The sequence below is a fragment of the Photobacterium pectinilyticum genome (assembly GCF_024357955.1).
Classification (GTDB): domain Bacteria; phylum Pseudomonadota; class Gammaproteobacteria; order Enterobacterales; family Vibrionaceae; genus Photobacterium; species Photobacterium pectinilyticum.
On the sequence record NZ_JANEYT010000007.1, the window covers coordinates 21370 to 38195 of the forward strand.

Annotated in this window: 15 protein-coding genes; 9 read left to right on the forward strand and 6 right to left on the reverse strand. The window is 50.5% G+C overall.

Features of this window, described 5'->3' with window-relative positions:
* Positions 1-37: 37 nt before the first annotated feature.
* Entirely contained in the window at positions 38-3022 is a 2985-nt protein-coding gene (locus NHN17_RS04715; protein ID WP_255040976.1) for a heavy metal translocating P-type ATPase, read from the reverse strand.
* Positions 3023-3197: 175 nt separating this feature from the next.
* On the opposite strand from NHN17_RS04715, the gene cueR reads away from it, so the two are divergent.
* Complete coding sequence (gene cueR / locus NHN17_RS04720) at positions 3198-3590, forward strand: Cu(I)-responsive transcriptional regulator (RefSeq protein ID WP_255040977.1); 393 nt, start codon at positions 3198-3200, stop codon at positions 3588-3590.
* A gap of 78 nt (positions 3591-3668) precedes the next feature.
* On the opposite strand, the gene NHN17_RS04725 is transcribed toward cueR, so the two are convergent.
* From NHN17_RS04725 to tesA, 3 genes are all read right to left on the reverse strand, one after another.
* Positions 3669-4523, reverse strand: a complete 855-nt coding sequence (locus tag NHN17_RS04725; protein ID WP_255040978.1) for a co-chaperone YbbN — start codon at positions 4521-4523, stop codon at positions 3669-3671.
* Positions 4524-5116: 593 nt separating this feature from the next.
* Entirely contained in the window at positions 5117-5953 is an 837-nt protein-coding gene (locus NHN17_RS04730) for an SDR family oxidoreductase (protein ID WP_255040979.1), read from the reverse strand.
* 47 nt (positions 5954-6000) lie between these two features.
* Positions 6001-6600 (reverse strand): multifunctional acyl-CoA thioesterase I/protease I/lysophospholipase L1, encoded by a 600-nt coding sequence (tesA, locus tag NHN17_RS04735; protein ID WP_255040980.1) that lies wholly within the window; start codon positions 6598-6600, stop codon positions 6001-6003.
* Between tesA and NHN17_RS04740 the strand changes: the two genes are divergently transcribed.
* Positions 6599-7273, forward strand: a complete 675-nt coding sequence (locus tag NHN17_RS04740) for an ABC transporter ATP-binding protein (RefSeq protein WP_255040981.1) — start codon at positions 6599-6601, stop codon at positions 7271-7273. The genes tesA and NHN17_RS04740 overlap by 2 nt on opposite strands.
* A complete protein-coding gene (locus NHN17_RS04745; RefSeq protein ID WP_255040982.1) occupies positions 7270-9726 on the forward strand; it encodes an ABC transporter permease in 2457 nt (818 codons plus the stop codon). Before NHN17_RS04740 ends, NHN17_RS04745 begins: the two co-directional genes overlap by 4 nt.
* A 78-nt stretch (positions 9727-9804) precedes the next feature.
* On the opposite strand, the gene NHN17_RS04750 is transcribed toward NHN17_RS04745, so the two are convergent.
* Complete coding sequence (locus NHN17_RS04750) at positions 9805-10713, reverse strand: TIGR01777 family oxidoreductase (RefSeq protein WP_255040983.1); 909 nt, start codon at positions 10711-10713, stop codon at positions 9805-9807.
* Between the two features lie 214 nt (positions 10714-10927).
* On the opposite strand from NHN17_RS04750, the gene NHN17_RS04755 reads away from it, so the two are divergent.
* From NHN17_RS04755 to focA, 6 genes are all read left to right on the forward strand, one after another.
* Positions 10928-11662 carry a DUF1538 domain-containing protein gene (locus NHN17_RS04755; RefSeq protein WP_255040984.1) on the forward strand — a complete coding sequence of 245 codons (735 nt, stop codon included), beginning with the start codon at positions 10928-10930 and terminating at the stop codon, positions 11660-11662.
* A 9-nt stretch (positions 11663-11671) separates the two neighbouring features.
* The gene (locus NHN17_RS04760; protein WP_255040985.1) at positions 11672-12466 is read left to right on the forward strand and encodes a DUF1538 domain-containing protein; all 795 of its coding nucleotides are present in this window, start codon (positions 11672-11674) and stop codon (positions 12464-12466) included.
* Positions 12456-12806 (forward strand): P-II family nitrogen regulator, encoded by a 351-nt coding sequence (locus NHN17_RS04765; RefSeq protein WP_255040986.1) that lies wholly within the window; start codon positions 12456-12458, stop codon positions 12804-12806. The genes NHN17_RS04760 and NHN17_RS04765 overlap by 11 nt, the downstream gene beginning before the upstream one ends.
* Entirely contained in the window at positions 12803-13207 is a 405-nt protein-coding gene (locus tag NHN17_RS04770) for a CBS domain-containing protein (RefSeq protein WP_255040987.1), read from the forward strand. Before NHN17_RS04765 ends, NHN17_RS04770 begins: the two co-directional genes overlap by 4 nt.
* A gap of 78 nt (positions 13208-13285) precedes the next feature.
* The gene (gene yfcE, locus NHN17_RS04775; protein ID WP_255040988.1) at positions 13286-13834 is read left to right on the forward strand and encodes a phosphodiesterase; all 549 of its coding nucleotides are present in this window, start codon (positions 13286-13288) and stop codon (positions 13832-13834) included.
* Between the two features lie 411 nt (positions 13835-14245).
* Positions 14246-15091: a formate transporter FocA gene (gene focA, locus NHN17_RS04780; protein WP_255040989.1), complete on the forward strand. Its 846-nt coding sequence runs from the start codon at positions 14246-14248 to the stop codon at positions 15089-15091.
* Between the two features lie 173 nt (positions 15092-15264).
* Here the strand turns inward: focA and NHN17_RS04785 are convergent, their stop codons facing one another.
* Positions 15265-16587: an anaerobic C4-dicarboxylate transporter gene (locus tag NHN17_RS04785; RefSeq protein ID WP_255040990.1), complete on the reverse strand. Its 1323-nt coding sequence runs from the start codon at positions 16585-16587 to the stop codon at positions 15265-15267.
* Positions 16588-16826 lie beyond the last annotated feature (239 nt).

Below are 16826 nucleotides of genomic sequence, written 5' to 3' on the forward strand. Positions count from 1 at the left end.
AAAGGCAATGGCAAGGGTGCCGATAATAGCGACCATGTTAACTCTCCATCTTAGGTTGTAGTCGGGTACCTGGTCGGTCTTCGCCATCAGGTTTGAATAGCCTTAACCGGTTGGCATTGCTGACAACGGTAATGGAAGACAGTGCCATGGCGGCACCTGCCACGACAGGGCTGAGCAGCGCGCCGGTGAACGGGAATAGGATCCCTGCTGCAATCGGAATACCCAGCGTGTTATACACAAAGGCGCCGAACAGATTTTGCTTCATATTTCGGAGCGTTGCCTTAGAGAGTTGCAATGCATCGGGTACACCATGGAGGGAGTGACGCACCAGAGTCAGCTGGGCACTCTCAATGGCGACATCACTGCCACTGCCCATTGCGATACCAATATCGGCTTGGGCTAAGGCTGGGGCATCATTGATGCCGTCACCGACCATGGCAATCCGTTTACCTTGTTGCTGGATCTTTGCCACTTCGCTGGCTTTACCGTCAGGCAGTACACCGGCGATGACATGGTCGATACCAGCCTGTCTGGCGATGGCATTGGCGGTTGTTGGAATATCACCCGTGAGCATGATGACCTCAAGGCCCATCTTCTTCATCCGTTTTATCGCTGCCACCGAATCATGACGGATCGGATCACTGACGGCCAGTAAGCCTGCCAGTTGGCCATCGACGGCAACATATATCGGCGTAGCCCCTTGTTCGCTTGTACTTTCGGCGGCTGAATTTGCGAGTACGAGATCGATCTGGTGCTGGGCCATTAATTTCTGGTTGCCCAGTAACACGCTGTGGCCTGACACTTCGCCGCTGATGCCAAAGCCGGGCAGGGCCAGAAAATGTTGCTGCGGCTCTAGGCTGAGTGCTTCTGCTTTGGCAGCGTTAACAATAGCGGTTGCGAGGGGGTGCTCGGAACCTTGCTCAAGACTGGCTGCCAGTGTCAGCAGTTGCCCCTTGTTGAAGCCGTTATAACAGTTACTGTCGACAAGCGCAGGCTTACCTTCTGTCAGGGTACCGGTTTTGTCCAGCACTACAGTATTGATATCAGATGCGATTTGCAGCGCTTCAGCGTTACGGATCAATACCCCGTATTCAGCGGCGCGGCCAACGCCCACTGTGACCGACATCGGGGTCGCAAGACCCAGAGCACAAGGGCAGGCGATGATCAGCACGGTAGTGGCTGTTACCAACATATAGACTGATGAGGGTTCAGGTCCGAAGTAGTACCAGATCATGGCCGTGATGATAGCAATGATCATGACGGCTGGTACGAAAATAGCTGAAATAGAGTCTGCTAATCGTGCTAGTGCCGGCTTACTGCTTTGCGCTTGGCGGACCAACTCAATGATCCTTGCCAGCATAGTGTCGCGGCCAATTTTTTCTGCGGTAAACAGTAGGCTACCGTGCTGGTTGATAGTACCTGCATGGAGGGGTTCGCCTGCTTTTTTATTGGCCGGGATCGGTTCACCGGTCAGCATTGACTCATCAATATAGCTTTGCCCGTCAAGGATAGTGCCATCGACTGGGACCTTGGCTCCGGGATGAAGACGCAAGACCATGCCGGTACGGACATCGGCAAGGGGGACTTCCCGCTCTTTGCCATTGTCCATGATGATGGCGGTTTGCGGCTGCAAATCCATTAGCTGCTCAAGTGCTTTGGAGGTCCGGCTGCGGGCATGAGCTTCCAAGGCATGGCCTAGGGTGATCAAACCTAAAATCATTGCCGAGGCTTCGAAATACACATGTCGGGCCTGCATCGGCAACAAGTCCGGCACCAGTACCACCAACATCGAATACAGCCAAGCCGCACCGGTTCCCAATGCAACCAGAGTGTCCATTGAAGCACGATGGTACTTGAAGGCTTTCCAGGCATTGACGAAGAAATGCCTTCCGACAGTGGCAAGCAGTAATAAAGTGATAAGACCAATGGATCCCCAGCCTAGCTGGTCTGCTCTAGAGGTGATCATCATGCTGCCGCCAAATACTCCCCACGCCATGAGCGGGCCACCGACGGTCAGTGCAATATAGGCATTCTTGATATGCTGGCGGTAAACCTGTTCGTTCTGGGCCTGCTGGCGTTGACGACGTGTGAGTTCATCTTCTGATAGTTCAGCTTGATAGCCAGCATCTTCAATAGCTTGAATGATCAGATTACTTGATGCGCTACCGCTTACCAGCGCGGTTCTTTCGGCGAGATTGACACTAGTGGATGAGACGCCGGATACGCTGAGAATAGCTTTCTCGACAGAGCTGACGCAGCTGGCACAGGTCATACCCGACAAGATAAATTGTTGAGAGGTCACCTCGTCATTCGTTGTTGCATTGTCATTCTGTGACTGGCTGGTTTGCTGTGGGTTGCTGGTAGGTATGTCGTTTAATACCGCTTCAGGATTAACACTGATTTTGTTAGCAACACTTTCGCTTGCTGGCGAGGCGCTAAACCCAGCCGCTTCAATCAAACTGATAACCTCAGCCTGTCCCCGTGAGGTTTGTATGCTGGCATGGGTTTTGGTCACGGAGAAGCTTTCAATATCGGCGTGCTCTTTGAGCAAGGTTTCGACTTTGGCGACACATTTACCACAGCTCAGGCCCGACAGGGAGAGCTCGTAAGTGCGAGACGTAAGCTCAGATTGTTTTGTCTCATAAAAGGGCACGCTGAAGCCGAGTGATTCTATCAGCGCAATTAACTTCGGTTCAGGTAAACAACCGGTAGCGCTAAGCTCGGTCTTGCTGACGTCTGCTGAAAAGATCTCTGGGTGGCTGTCCAGTGCATCCTTGACCTTGCGTACACATTTGCCGCATGACAGGCCAGCGAGTGGTAGCTGGTAGTGGTAGCCTGCTTCGTATCCAAGCTGGGTGATGGCATCGACTGCCGCCTGTGGAGCAAAGTCGCCCCGTAGGTTAGCCCGCTCGGTATTGACATCAACGGACTCGATGCCCGGAATTTCAGTGAGGGCCGCTTTGATTTTATTGGCGCAATTCATGCAGCGCACTTTGCTTAGCGATAGGGTTAAGTCGACCATATTAAAGCCTTACTGGTGATACAGTTTGATTCACTTAAATCTATCTTAAAGCTTCCATCAACTGGAAGGTCAAATCATTTTGAGGTTTATCAAGAAAAGCGAAAATGGGCTTGTCACTGGCTCTAAGACAGCGAATACTAATAAGTATAACCTTCCATAAGCTGTAAGGATGAGTATGAATATCAGTGATGTCGCCCAACAAACCGGACTGACAGCCAAGACTATCCGCTTTTACGAGGATAAAGGCATTATTTCCCCCCCGGCCCGGGCGGCAAATGGCTATCGCCAATACAGTGCCAAGCATATCGATGAGCTGCATTTGATCCGGCGCTCGCGTTTGGTGGGCTTTACTTTGGATGAAGGCCGCGAGCTACTGGCTTTTTCCCGCGATCCACAGCGGCGCAGTGCCGACGTCAAAGCCAAGGCCGAACAAAAGCTGGTCGAGATTGACGAAAAGATCAAAGAGCTGCTGGAGATGAAGCAGACTTTGGAGAGCCTGACCAAGCAGTGCCCGGGTGATGAGGGGGCGAGTTGTCCAATTATTGAAGGTCTATGCCGCAACGGCTGAGAAAAAGATAAGGCAGGGGTATATCCCTGCCTTGTTATTTCTGCATTGTCATTACTGGCTTCGAGTGGCTGTATGTACTCAGTAAAGCAGTGAGTAAAGTTGGCGGCGGTATTTGCTTGCCACAGCATTGCCTTGGCCAAGGGCAGCTAGAATGTCCATCATGCTCTTTTTCGCGGCACCATCGGCAAAGTTCATGTCTTGACGAAGTAGCTTGATCAATAGTTCCAGCGCCTCTTCTGCACGCTCAACTTGGCTATATTGCACTGCCAGTTCAAAGGTAATATCACGATTGTCAGGTTCAGCCGACAGTTTTTCTTCCAGCAGGCGGATTTCCGGAGAGTCGCTGGCTTGCTGGTGCAATTCCAGTTTCGCCATCAGGCCCTTGTACTTGGCATCTTGATCTTGCATTGGGATAGTGGCAAGTAAGGTTTCTGCCTCGTCAAACTGTGAAGTCCCCAGGAGGCATTCGGCAATTGCCAAGTTGATCACGCTGTTCTGAGCAAACTTAGTTGCCAGTTCACGCAGTACTGGCAAGGCTTCGTTGTACTGCTGGTTGTCGACTTGCTCCAAAGCCGCTTTTAAGGCGAGTTCTTCAGGGCTTGGCAGGTGTTTAGCCAGCATCTCGGCAAGGCTTTGTTCGGTTTGCGGCCCGGCAGCGCCATCAACGGGTTGGCCGTCTTTAAACACGGCGACTGTCGGTAGGCTACGTACACCAAACTGTCCTGCAACCATTGGTTGAGTTTCGCAGTTAAGGGTCGCAAGAGTGACCTGGCCTTGATAAGACGCTGCCAGCTTTTCCAAAATTTGATTAACTTCAGCAGTTTCAGGCATTGATGGGGCCCAAAAACTGATCACGACAGGGGTCTGCATCGATTGCTCGATCACCTGCTGAAGATTCTGTTCATTCAGTTCAATGGCTAGTTGGTCATACATGGGTTTATCTTCACTCCCTGGACTTCTGAAAAAGCGCGTAGGCCATAAATATCTTTGTTGAATTAGTTATGGGGGGGAAGGTGTGAATTTTCAAGGTGGGGCAGTGAGATGGTACTGGCAGGGATAAAATTAATCTGGGTAGGAGTGAGTCAATAGCGGGTCTTGAGTCAATACAGCAGAGGCTGGTGAAACCGGAGCGAATAAAAATGGAGAGCCCGGCTCTCCAGTTTTATTGAAACGTTAACAGCAATGCGAGTGTCACACACACACAAAGCATATTTATTTGGCGTAATGTCATTGTCACACCTTTCTTCTTTTTTTGTTTCGGAACGGTTATGGATGAAAATGAAGGTCTGTAGGGAGTAACCTTTAATTTACACTACAAGCTTAACCGTGCCGTGTGACATAAATATTACATTTCTTGTTTTTTTTGGCGGAAGCATTGTTTCCGCCCGGCAATTCCGTGTTTTTAAAGGTTTGTTCTTCCCCGATGGTGCTTTTTTGAACCCAGTTACTTATAACTAGCTATTTTTTATGAGGGTTTATTGAGCACCATTAACCCTGGCTATCATTGGGCTAAGGTGTTCCGTGTGTTAATCACTTTTGATTAACAGGGCGTCGAGCAGCCGAGTTGGCAAAATACGGCGTAGGAAGCCGAAAATGTATGTTGGCTGAGTAACATAGTATCGGGCTTTTGGCTCAGTGGTTTCCATGATGGCTTGTAATGGTTTCAAAACGGCCTCGGGGCCAAGGGTGAATTTGCCTGATGGTGACTTTTTGCCCAGTCGGCCTAGGGTGTTCTGATAGTTGGCCAAGTGGCGGGAGTTAGGCATATCGATGTATTGCTCGAACTTTACCTTGGCGTTGGCCCTAAACAGGCTATCAATCGGTCCGGGTTCAATCAAGCTGACTTTGATCGGTGTATTGGCCAATTCTAAGCGCAAGGTATCGGTATATCCCTCGAGGGCGAATTTACTGGCATTGTAAGCGCCGCGGTATTTCATCGCCACGAGCCCGAGTACAGAACTGTTCTGGACGATTTTTCCGCTGCCTTGTTGCAGCATTACAGGGATAGCCTGTTTCGTCAGGTGATGCCAACCGAATAGGTTGCTTTCGAACTGCTGACGCAGGGCGTGGGTTGGCAGATCTTCAAGGGCGCCGGGCTGACCGTAGGCGGCGTTGTTGAACAACACATCCAATGTGCCACCAGTGATGGCAAGCATATCGCTAAACCCTTGCTCAATGGAGGCTTCGTCATCCATGTCCATCAGCACACAGTGTAAGCCTTCTTCTTTTAATCTATCGACATCGCTTTGCCGACGGCAGCTGGCAACAACGTGATGGCCTTGTTGATGGAGTGATTTTGCGCAATGGTAGCCAATGCCGCTGCTGCAGCCGGTGATCAGAATACGGAGTGTGTTACTAGGCATCGTCGGGAGCATTCCTTGTCAAACGGATCTTTGGTGAATTGTGTTTGTTAAAGGTGTGGGGCAATTTCTTTGGCCATGAACTCGGCTATCCAAGGTTGAGCGTCGGGTTTGGGGTGTAAGCCGTCATCCATCATCCACTCCTGCTTGAGAATAATGTGTTCGAGGAAAAAAGGCAGCAGTGGGATCTCCAGTTGGCTGCTGATATCTTGATACACTTTTGCGAACTGATCGCTATAGCGCTTGCCATAATTAGGCGGTACAAATATTTGCATCAACAGTGGATAAGCCCCAGCTTGTTCAATCTGGGTGATCATTTCACCCAGATTATTGCGTATAGTTGTAGGAGGAAATCCTCTGAGCCCGTCATTGGCACCGAGCTCAATCAAGACAAAGTCTGGTTGGTGCTGCTCTAGCAGAAGGGGAAGTCGAGCTATCCCATTGCCAGTGGTGTCACCGGAAATACTGGCATTGATGATGGTGACGTCGTGGCCATATTTTTCAAGCTCAGTATCTAACAGGCTTGGCCAGCTCTGCTCAGCCTGCATTTGGTATCCGGCACTGAGGCTGTCACCCAGCACGACAAGGGTTGCAGCAAAGGTCTGCTGAGTAAAAACAAGAACAAAAATGAATGAAAGGAATCGCATCATGTCTACATCCGTGATTAAAGCTGAATCAGTGTCCAAGCAGGTGACGACAGCATCATCGTCACTCACCATTTTGCAGGATGTTTCGCTCGAGGTCGAGCAAGGCGAGGCAATTGCTTTGGTCGGTGTGTCAGGTGCAGGTAAGTCAACCTTGATGACCTTGTTAGCCGGTCTTGATATTCCGAGCCAAGGGAGTATTGAATTATTAGGCAAGCCTCTGGCAGAGATGGATGATGAAGCGCGAGCAGCACTGCGTAGTGACAGTATAGGTTTTGTGTTCCAGAGCTTCTTGTTGATCCCTTCGTTATCGGCACTGGAAAATGTGATGTTGCCAGCCATCATCAAAGGCGAAGAAGCCGATGAAGGGCGGGCGCGTGAGCTACTTGATAAAGTTGGGCTAGCTGGGCGGGAAGTGCATTTACCAGCACAGTTATCCGGTGGTGAACAACAGCGGGTTGCGTTGGCAAGAGCATTTATGACCCGTCCCCGAGTTCTGTTTGCCGATGAGCCAACCGGTAATCTCGACCAACATACTGCCGCTACGATTATTGAGCTACTGTTTGCCCTTAACCGCGATCACGGTACAACTCTGGTGTTGGTGACCCATGATCCGCAATTGGCACAACGCTGTGATCGGACCTTGACGCTGGAAAGTGGGAGCTTGGTAGCCGCATGACAGAAATGACTGATATTCAATCTGAGTCTTCAGTAACGAATCGCTCGATGCTACTCAAATGGAGTTGGCGCGAGCTTTGGCATGGCCAATTATGGCCAGTGGCCGTTGCCCTGACTTTGATTATTGCCTGCGTGTTTGCTCTAGCTGCATTGGTCGTTAGGGTTGAGAAAATCATGGTTGATCAGGGGCGATCCATGATTGCTGCTGATTTGGTGTTCCGCTCGGCCAACCCTGTTGAGACACCAACCTTGGAAAAGGCTGAGCAACTTGGGCTGACGGTATCCCAGCAGGTTCGTTTTGGCACCATGGCCTTCAGCGATGAAGCGATGCAGTTGGTCAGTGTCAAAAGTGTTGAAAGTGACTTTCCGCTTCGGGGTGAGCTTGAATTGCAAAGCCCAGTTGACACTCATCATCAAGTCCAGCCCGGCGAGCTGTGGTTGGCTGAACGGTTGTTTGATTTATTGAAGGTCAAGCCCGGAGATGTATTGGCGATTGGTGATGCCGAGCTAACGGTTAGCGGGACGATAGTACAAGAGCCAGAGTTATCGTTTAACCCCTTTAGCCAGATGCCTGCGGTACTGATCCACGCCGACGATTTGGAAAGCACCGGCGCGATCCAGCCGGGAAGCCGAGTGCAGTACCGGGCCTACTTCACCGGCGCAGATAGCCAGCTCAAAGCGTTGCAGCAGCAGATAGAGCTTGAGCCCGGACAGCGCTGGTTGAGCGAAACCTCGCAGGGACGTACCGGTGATGTGATTGAAAAAGCCCGCCAGTACCTGTCGCTCACCCTGATATTGGTGATATTGATGGCGACAGCGACCTTGGTGCTGACTTGTATGCATTATGCCTCAACCCGAACCGAGGTAGTGGCGATGATGAAAAGCCTCGGTGCGAGCCGCAAGTGGCTATGGCAGTGGCTTGCGCGCCAGTTGACCATGCTGTTTGCCCTGGCTCTGGTTGCCGGAATAGCCATCGGGGCTTTATTGGAATATTTGCTGCGGGTCCCATTGGTGGATGTGTTGCCAGAACCTCTGCCAGGGATCGGTTTTACGCCGCTGGCAGTGAGTGTATTGGTTGCTTTGCTGGTCGCGATACCCGGGATGGGGATCCCGCTGTTGCGATTGGTCGATGCGCCCGCTATTTCGGTGATCCAGCGGCAGGAGAATTGGCCGAGAAATAATAAAGCTTATCTGCTGGCACTGTTGCCGCTGGTCGCTGGTCTGTTTTGGTTAGGAAGTAACGGATTGATGTGGTTAACCCTATTGGGGCTGGCAGCGATCCTTGTCATTCTCGCCGTGTTTGGCGTCGCCATTGTTCGGGGGCTAAAGCGGGGGCGCTGGAGACCAGCAATTACCTTGGCGCTAAGCCGAATAAACCGTAGTCCGATGGCGACAGGGGCGCAGTTGGCTGCCTTGACTAGTTCGTTGATGCTGTTGTCGGTGATCTGGTTGCTTCGTTCCGATTTACTGGCGGACTGGCAGCAGACTTTGCCTGCCGATGCGCCCAATGTGTTTGCTCTCAATATCAGCCCGGAGCAGCAACAGCAGTACTTGAACGTTCTGGATCAGCAGCAGGTGATGCGCTCCGATAGTTATCCGGTGATCCGTGGCCGGATAACCCATATCAATCAACAGGATTTGTTGGAAAGGGCCCAGCAAGGCAGTCAAGAGCGTGATGAGTCGCTGCGCCGCGAGCTCAATTTTACTTGGCGTGAGTCCATGCCGGTTCATAACGAATTGACAGCCGGAGAATGGAACAAGGAAAGCGGGGTTTCGGTTGAGTCTGGGATTGCCGAGCGACTGGGGATCACCGTTGGCGATGAGCTGGCGTTTAACGTTAACAGCCAGCCTTTCAGTGCCAAAGTGACCAGTATCCGCGATGTTGAATGGCGTAACATGCGACCCAATTTCTATTTTATTTTCACACCCGATGTGATGGCCGAATTGCCAGCCACTTGGTTGGTCAGTTTCCGTGTCGAGGCTGATCAGGAGACCGTGGTTAACCAGCTTGGCCGGGATTATCCCACGGTAACCTTGCTTGATTTGCGTACCATGGCCACCCGTATCCAGGGCATCATGCAGCAGGTGTCGTTGTCGCTGTCGGTATTGGCGGGGTTGGGTGTGGTCAGCGGGCTGCTATTGGTAATGACCTTGCTGCGCTTGAGTTTGGCCCAGCGGCGGGATGAAATACGTTTGTACCGCACCTTGGGGGCCAGCCGTAAAAGGGTATCGGCCACGGTATGGGGGGAGTATGGCATTATGGCTTTACTGGCTGGCGTAATGGCAGCGGCTGGTGCTGAATCGGTGGTTGCCGCTTTGGTGAAGTGGGGCTTTGAGCTCCCTGTTAGCTGGCACCCGGGGGTGTGGTTGGTTGTGCCTTTGCTGTCTCTTCTTTTGGTGGTGCTGATCATCCGCTCGATGATCAATAGCCTGCTGTTACCTGTGCGTGGTTGATCGACTCGCGGTAATATCCCTCAGGCTCTCCTTACTGTTTATGTAAAGAGAGCCTCTTATCAGGTGGAGGCGAAAAGATTAAGCCGCAACAATGTTCTTGAGGGCCGAATCAATATCTCGATAGCTGAAATCAAAGCCGAGTGCCTGTAGTTTTTGCGGGATGGCACGTTGCCCTTCCAAAAGTAGGGAGGATGCTTCGCCAAGTGCCAATTTCAGTACAAAAGCAGGCGTGAACAGAATATGCGGACGACGGAGGGCCTTGGCCAGAGATTGGCTGAATACCTTGTTGGTCACTGGTTCGGGGGCCGTTAGGTTGAATGCGCCAGTGGCAGAGGTGTTGTCCAGCAAAAAGACAATCGCGTCCACCATATCCTGCAAGTGGATCCAGGGCGTGTACTGCGAACCATTGCCGATCGGTCCGCCAAGTCCCAGCTGGTAAGGTGGCAGCATTTTTACCAATGCGCCGCCATGTTTACCTAGCACAATACCGGTACGCAGCAGGCAGACCCGGGTCTGATCACTGCAGGCTTCATTGGCAATATCTTCCCACTGTTGGCATACATGGTGGGCGAAGTCATCGTGGTTAACATGATCGCTGATGGTAAATGACTCGTCGATGACCGTGTTTTGCTGGTCGCCATATATCCCCACAGCCGAACCGCTGATAAAGGTATGGGGTGGTTGGTTGCCAGCTTGTATCTTCTTGACCAATTGCTCTGTCAGGTCCCAACGGCTGTGGCAAATTTTCTTTTTTTGCTGCGGGCTCCAGCGTTTGTTGATTATGGGCTCGCCAGCGAGATTAATGACGGCTTCAAAATTATCAAGGTTTTCGAATTGGTCCAGAGAGGCAACGGCGTTGATCCTGCTGCCGAGGTTTTGGCTGGCTTTGGTCGGGTTGCGGCTCAATACGGTGATGTCATGCTCTTTTAGCGCATTGATTAATGCCGAGCCGATGAACCCGGTCCCGCCAGTCACTAATATTTTCATGCTGCTCCTTTATGGCTGTGCCTGCCAAACTCAATGGTGTTTACCCCAAAGATATAAGTATAGCTAAACCAAGAGCTTGTTATCCCCTCCTTATGACATAAGGTTATGTGTGCTAGCTCTCGTGTTGGTACATAAAAGCTGTGTCTAATTGTTAATGGGGAGTACCTTGAAGGTATACCCTTTTTCTAATGCCGGGATACAGTCAGGAGGTGGAATGACTTTTTTGCTCGCCCTGCTGAAATCTTTGTTGTCTAGCCTGCGTGACTTATTGCCGATTATCTTGGTGATCAGCTTCTTCCAATTGGTTGTTCTTCAGCAACCGCTGCCACACCTTGGCCCGATCCTGGTCGGCTTGGCGTTTGTCGTGGTCGGGTTAACGCTGTTTGTATTTGGGCTGGAGATGGGACTGTTTCCTATCGGCGAGTCGATGGCCCGATCCTTTGCCAGCAAGGGCAGTGTTTGGTGGCTGCTATTGTTTGCCTTCTGCCTCGGGTTTGGAACAACGATAGCTGAGCCTGCGCTTACTGCCGTTGCGGCTGAAGCGGCTAAAGTCGCTGCCGAGGGGGGCCTGATCGCCCCGGATGCAAAGAGCCAGTTGGATTATGCGACCGGTTTGCGCTTAACCGTTGCTTTATCGGTAGGGATTGCGATTATGCTTGGGGTGATACGGATACTAAAGGGCTGGCCTATCCAATGGATGATTATTGGTGGTTATCTGTTGGTGATGATTATGACGTGGTTTGCGCCAGCGGCCATTGTCGGAATTGCCTACGATTCTGGCGGGGTGACGACATCAACCATAACCGTGCCTCTAGTGACTGCGCTAGGCGTGGGGTTGGCATCATCGATCAAGGGCCGTAATCCGATCGTTGACGGTTTTGGCTTAATTGCTTTTGCCTCGCTATCGCCCATGATATTTGTCATGGCCTACGGCATGTTGGTGCATTAGGAGGCTGGAATGACAGATCTCAACGGAATTATTCCTCACTTTTTCACGACCTTGCTGATGACGGTACGTGATGTCCTGCCGATCGCCATCATTATATTTGGCTTTCAACTCGCGGTGTTACGCCGACCTGTGACCAATTGGCCCAGAGTCGCACTGGGCTTTGTCTACGTCATTGTCGGGTTATCATTTTTTCTGCTGGGGCTTGAGCTGGCTTTGTTCCCACTGGGTGAGTCAATGGCAGCCCAGTTAACCGCCATGGATTTCTTGTTTGACAGTGGAGAGGGGATCCCAGAGCAAATCCCTTGGACCCAGTATTACTGGGTGTATATTTTTGCTGCAGCTATCGGTTTCAGTACCACCATCGCCGAACCGTCCCTGATAGCCGTTGCGATAAAGGCCAATCAAGTTTCAGGCGATACAATCAGTGTCAACGGTTTGCGTGTGGCGGTTGCGTTGGGGGTAGCGGTAGGTATTGCTCTTGGCAGTTATCGCATTGTGGCTGGTGATCCGCTGCATTATTACATTTTGGCGGGTTACTGCGTGGTTGTGGTGCAGACCTATTTTGCACCGAAAATGATTGTACCCTTGGCCTATGACTCCGGCGGTGTGACAACATCGACGGTAACGGTGCCGATAGTAACGGCCCTAGGCCTAGGACTTGCTTCCACAGTGCCGGGCCGAAACCCGATGCTCGATGGATTCGGGTTAATTGCATTCGCCAGTTTGTTTCCGATGATCACGGTAATGGGTTATGCCCAGTTGTCGGCAAGGCAGGCAAAGAGGAGAGATGAAAATGCGCTTTAAGCTGTTATTGGCTTTTGTTGAAGATTCGAAAACCGATGCTGTCTTGGATGCAGCCCGCAAAGCCGGGGCGACTGGGGCGACGGTGATCAACAATGCCCGTGGGGAAGGGTTGTACCAAAAGAAAACGTTTTTCGGCCTCGGGCTTGATGTTCAGCGTGATGTGATCTTGTTTGTTGTAGAGGAACATTTAGCGCGGACCATTCTGGAAACGATAGAGCATGTCGGAGACTTTGATTCATCGTCGGGGCAAGGGATCGCGGTACAGCTCGATGTCGAGGATGCGGTGGGCGTAGCCCATCAGGTAGAAACATTAACCAAAGTCGTTGAGGCAAAGCTATGAATAATGACACCTTGGTCCGGGTACGGGATGTAATGATGGACACCTACGCGATTGTCGAAGGGCTAACTACGGTTGCCGAGGCAATCCGCATAGCCAAGAGAAAGCAAATCAAGGCGCTGATCGTCAATAAGCGTAACGATGATGATGAATACGGTATCGTCTTGATGAACGATATTGCCAAGAATGTATTGGCGCTGGACCGATCGCCGGAGCGGACCAATATCTATGAGATCATGACCAAACCGGCCTTATCCGTCAGCGCCACCATGGATGTCCGCTATTGTGCCCGCTTGTTCGAGCGCTTTGGCATCAGCCGGGCACCGGTCATTGAAAGCGGTAGGATCATTGGCATGGTGAGCTACAATAATATCGTTCTGAACGGTATGCTGCGGGACGAGTAGTCATATTTCACGTAATGGCATTGTCATGGGGTTCGGTGTAGGATCTCTGCATCCTGTTTCGAAGAAAGATCACCAGACATGAAATTGTTTTTTGCTTCTGATATCCACGGCTGTGCCGAAAGCACCCGTCGTACCCTTGCCAAGTTTGAGCAAAGTGGTGCTGAACACTTAATTCTGCTGGGGGATGTACTAAACCACGGTCCACGTAATGCGTTGCCGGCAGGGTACGCACCGATTGACGTGGCTGAGCAGCTCAATCAGCATGCAGAAAAGATCACCGCGGTCAGGGGTAACTGCGACAGCGATGTTGACCAGATGCTGTTGGATTTCCCGATGATGGCGGACTACAACCTTGTACTGCTGCCAAATGGCCGCCGCCTCTTTCTAACCCACGGCCACCTGTATAACGGTGACAAGCACCCACGCTTACGTGATGGTGATGTCGTGGTGTCAGGTCATACTCACTTACCGGTTGCCGATAAGAAAGAAGCGCTATACCTCTATAATCCGGGATCGGTAACGATTCCGCGTGGCGAATACCAAGCAAGCTATGGCCTGTTGGAAAATGACACGCTTAAAGTGTTGTCGTTTGATGATGAGGTCATTTGTCAGGTTGAACTGGTGTAGTTGATAAATTACTCACCATGAACAAAAGGCGACCAGCAAGGTCGCCTTTTTTGATCTTGGTGACCCGCCCTGAAATGTGTTTATACCAATCTGGATAAGTAGTTGATCAAGTATTGGCACTGGAAAAATCGTTGTTATCAAGGCAGATATTGCAGTAACTAGGGTTCTAATTACAAAATATCTAACACAGAAAACAGCGACAATGTGACAATATGTTGGTGATATGTAAACCTTTGGCGTATGGATATGCTACTCAATGTTTACACAACTCATTAGATCGGTAAATCCGAGTTATTCGTTCGTATATATCGAATTATTGTTTTGGCAATGGCTTGAATATTTGTGTGATAAAAGCCACTATCTCGCCTCCTTAATTTTGTGTGTTTCAAGATGTGTCAGGTGCCAAACAATATGTGTCAGAATCAGTTTGATTCGCTATTACCGCCGCAAATGGCGGAGAAAGCGGCCGAGGTAGGTGTAAGCAAGGCGACCAAAGATCCAATGAAGTCGTTGCTGCTGGCGATCACTGCAGGGATGCATATTGGTATCGCGTTTGTCTTCTATACCACAGTGACAACCGGTACCGGTGATATGGCGTGGGGAATGTCGCGCTTTGTTGGTGGTTTGGCATTTAGCCTAGGTTTGATCTTGGTTGTGATCACTGGTGGCGAGCTATTTACCAGCTCGGTACTGACCTTGGTTGCCCGTGCTAGTGGAAAGATCAGCTGGAAGAGCCTGTGGCTGAACTGGGGGGTTGTCTATATCGGTAACCTGATCGGTGCCCTGTTGCTAGTCGGTATCATGCTAATGACCAAGCAGTACATGTCCGGAAGTGGTGCTGTTGGTATCAATGCGATGCAAATCGCCCAGCACAAGTTGCATCACGACTTTACCCAGGCGGTTGCCCTTGGCGTGATGTGTAATGTCCTGGTGTGTGTCGCGGTATGGATGACTTTCAGTGGCCGTACCTTGACCGATAAAATTTTGGTCATGGTCCTGCCCGTCGCGATGTTTGTTTCATCGGGCTTCGAGCACTGCATTGCCAATATGTTTCAGGTACCTATGGCAATTGGTATCAAGTATCTTGCAACACCTGAGTTCTGGCAAATGACGGGGATGAATCCAGCGGACTTTGCCGATTTGACCTTGAGTAATTTTGTTATCAATAACCTGATCCCGGTGACCCTGGGTAACATCATTGGTGGTGGTGTGTTTGTGGGGATGGGGTATTGGATTATCTACTTACGCAGCAAGTAAGTGGGGAGTACGGTGTTCTACGTTTTACTAGCTTGGTATTGAGTTAGTCGTTATACCAAGTTGAGGTGTCTGCTTGGTATTTGATTTCTTGTGTTGATTCGAGTCTGACATGTTGGCCGCTACGGATGTAGCGGCCTTTTTTATTCTCGATATCTCGGTAATAGGGAGCTGTCTTAGTTAACCATCATTGAGATGAAGTAACCAATAATCGTTGCTGAGCCGACACCGATGAAGCCAGGGAGCATGAAGCTGTGGTTTAGAACGTATTTGCCGATCGCCGTAGTGCCTGAGCGGTCAAAGCTGATAGCCGCCAGATCACTTGGGTAGAACGGGAAGAAGAAGTAAGCGTAACATGCCGGCAGCACACCAATCAGTACCGCTGGGTCGATACCCAATGCAAAACCAAGTGGTAGCATGATAGTTAATACTGCAGCCTGACTTTTCAGGAAGGCAGACACGAAGAACATGGCAAAAGCGAATGACCACGGATAGATATTGACCATGCCGCTAACTAGATCAACCAGGTATTCTTTGTGGTGACCGATGATAGTGTCACTGAACCAGGCGATACCGAAGATAGTAATTACCGCGCTCATACCGGCAATGAACACATTGCTGTTAACGATACGCTTAGGTGAAATATTGGTGGTCAGTAGGATAATCGCACCGACTGATAGCATCAGGAACTGAATGGCTACCGACATACCAACGCCTTGAGGCAGTAGCTGCTTGCTGAATAAAGCAATACCGATCACCGATAGAATACCCAGTAGGAACACAGTCAGGCCTTTTTTCGCCGTACGCTGATGTTCCGCTTCTTCTTCCGCTGAGCCTTCCTGCTCGGGATCGACCAAGCTATTGCGGAATTCTTCATCTTGAATACGCGCTTGGAATTCAGGATCTGCATCCAAGTCTTTACCGCGTTTCAAACTCCACAAACAACCAATAAGTAGGCCGCCGAAGGTGGCTGGAATCGTCACCATCAACACATTGACCAGGTTGATATCTAGGTTGTTGTCCATGGCTGTTGCCATAACAACAGCAGCAGCAGCAGCAATTGGGCTGGCTGTGATACCCATTTGTGAAGCAACACTTGCCATTGCCATCGGGCGCTCAGGACGGATGCCTTTTTTGTAGGCAACGTCATAAATAACAGGCAGTAGTGGATACACTGAGTGACCCGTACCAACCAGCACCGTCAGGGAGTAGGTACAAATCGGCCCCAAGAAGACAATATGCTCAGGGTGTTTACGAAGCAGGCGTTCGGCAAATTTTACCAGTAGCTTCAAGCCGCCAGTGGCCTCTAGGGTCGCCGAGGCGGCAACCACCGCGAGGATGATAAGCATAACGCCGACGGGTGGTTGGCCCGGGGCGATACCAAAAACAAATGTCATTACCGAGACGCCGAGGCCCCCGAGTAGACCGAAGGCTATACCACCATGGCGTATACCGATCAAAATAACAGCTAGCAGTAGTAACAGGTGTATCCAGAACATTATTCCATTATCCTTGTTTCATATAAGTTAAAAGCCGCTCGAACTTCTGCACTAAGTTCACAAGGTGGGTTTATAAACCAACAACTACACAAAAAGTGGTATACAGGTTCCGAAAAAACATACTGTTAACGAATAATTCTGCTATTTAGGTAGAGATTGTGACACCTGTCAATATATGCTGTTGGTTGCGTGAAAAAAGAGAGAATAAATATTCAGCTGAAATGATGAGCAATTGGTTT

Bases quoted from the DNA above. Each gene is read 5' to 3' on its own strand.
- NHN17_RS04715 (WP_255040976.1), bottom strand. From the start codon at position 3,022: ATGGTCGACTTAACCCTATCGCTAAGCAAAGTGCGCTGCATGAATTGC.
- cueR (WP_255040977.1), top strand. From the start codon at position 3,198: ATGAATATCAGTGATGTCGCCCAACAAACCGGACTGACAGCCAAGACT.
- NHN17_RS04725 (WP_255040978.1), bottom strand. From the start codon at position 4,523: ATGTATGACCAACTAGCCATTGAACTGAATGAACAGAATCTTCAGCAG.
- NHN17_RS04730 (WP_255040979.1), bottom strand. From the start codon at position 5,953: ATGCCTAGTAACACACTCCGTATTCTGATCACCGGCTGCAGCAGCGGC.
- NHN17_RS04740 (WP_255040981.1), top strand. From the start codon at position 6,599: ATGTCTACATCCGTGATTAAAGCTGAATCAGTGTCCAAGCAGGTGACG.
- tesA (WP_255040980.1), bottom strand. From the start codon at position 6,600: ATGATGCGATTCCTTTCATTCATTTTTGTTCTTGTTTTTACTCAGCAG.
- NHN17_RS04745 (WP_255040982.1), top strand. From the start codon at position 7,270: ATGACAGAAATGACTGATATTCAATCTGAGTCTTCAGTAACGAATCGC.
- NHN17_RS04750 (WP_255040983.1), bottom strand. From the start codon at position 10,713: ATGAAAATATTAGTGACTGGCGGGACCGGGTTCATCGGCTCGGCATTA.
- NHN17_RS04755 (WP_255040984.1), top strand. From the start codon at position 10,928: ATGACTTTTTTGCTCGCCCTGCTGAAATCTTTGTTGTCTAGCCTGCGT.
- NHN17_RS04760 (WP_255040985.1), top strand. From the start codon at position 11,672: ATGACAGATCTCAACGGAATTATTCCTCACTTTTTCACGACCTTGCTG.
- NHN17_RS04765 (WP_255040986.1), top strand. From the start codon at position 12,456: ATGCGCTTTAAGCTGTTATTGGCTTTTGTTGAAGATTCGAAAACCGAT.
- NHN17_RS04770 (WP_255040987.1), top strand. From the start codon at position 12,803: ATGAATAATGACACCTTGGTCCGGGTACGGGATGTAATGATGGACACC.
- yfcE (WP_255040988.1), top strand. From the start codon at position 13,286: ATGAAATTGTTTTTTGCTTCTGATATCCACGGCTGTGCCGAAAGCACC.
- focA (WP_255040989.1), top strand. From the start codon at position 14,246: ATGTGTCAGAATCAGTTTGATTCGCTATTACCGCCGCAAATGGCGGAG.
- NHN17_RS04785 (WP_255040990.1), bottom strand. From the start codon at position 16,587: ATGTTCTGGATACACCTGTTACTACTGCTAGCTGTTATTTTGATCGGT.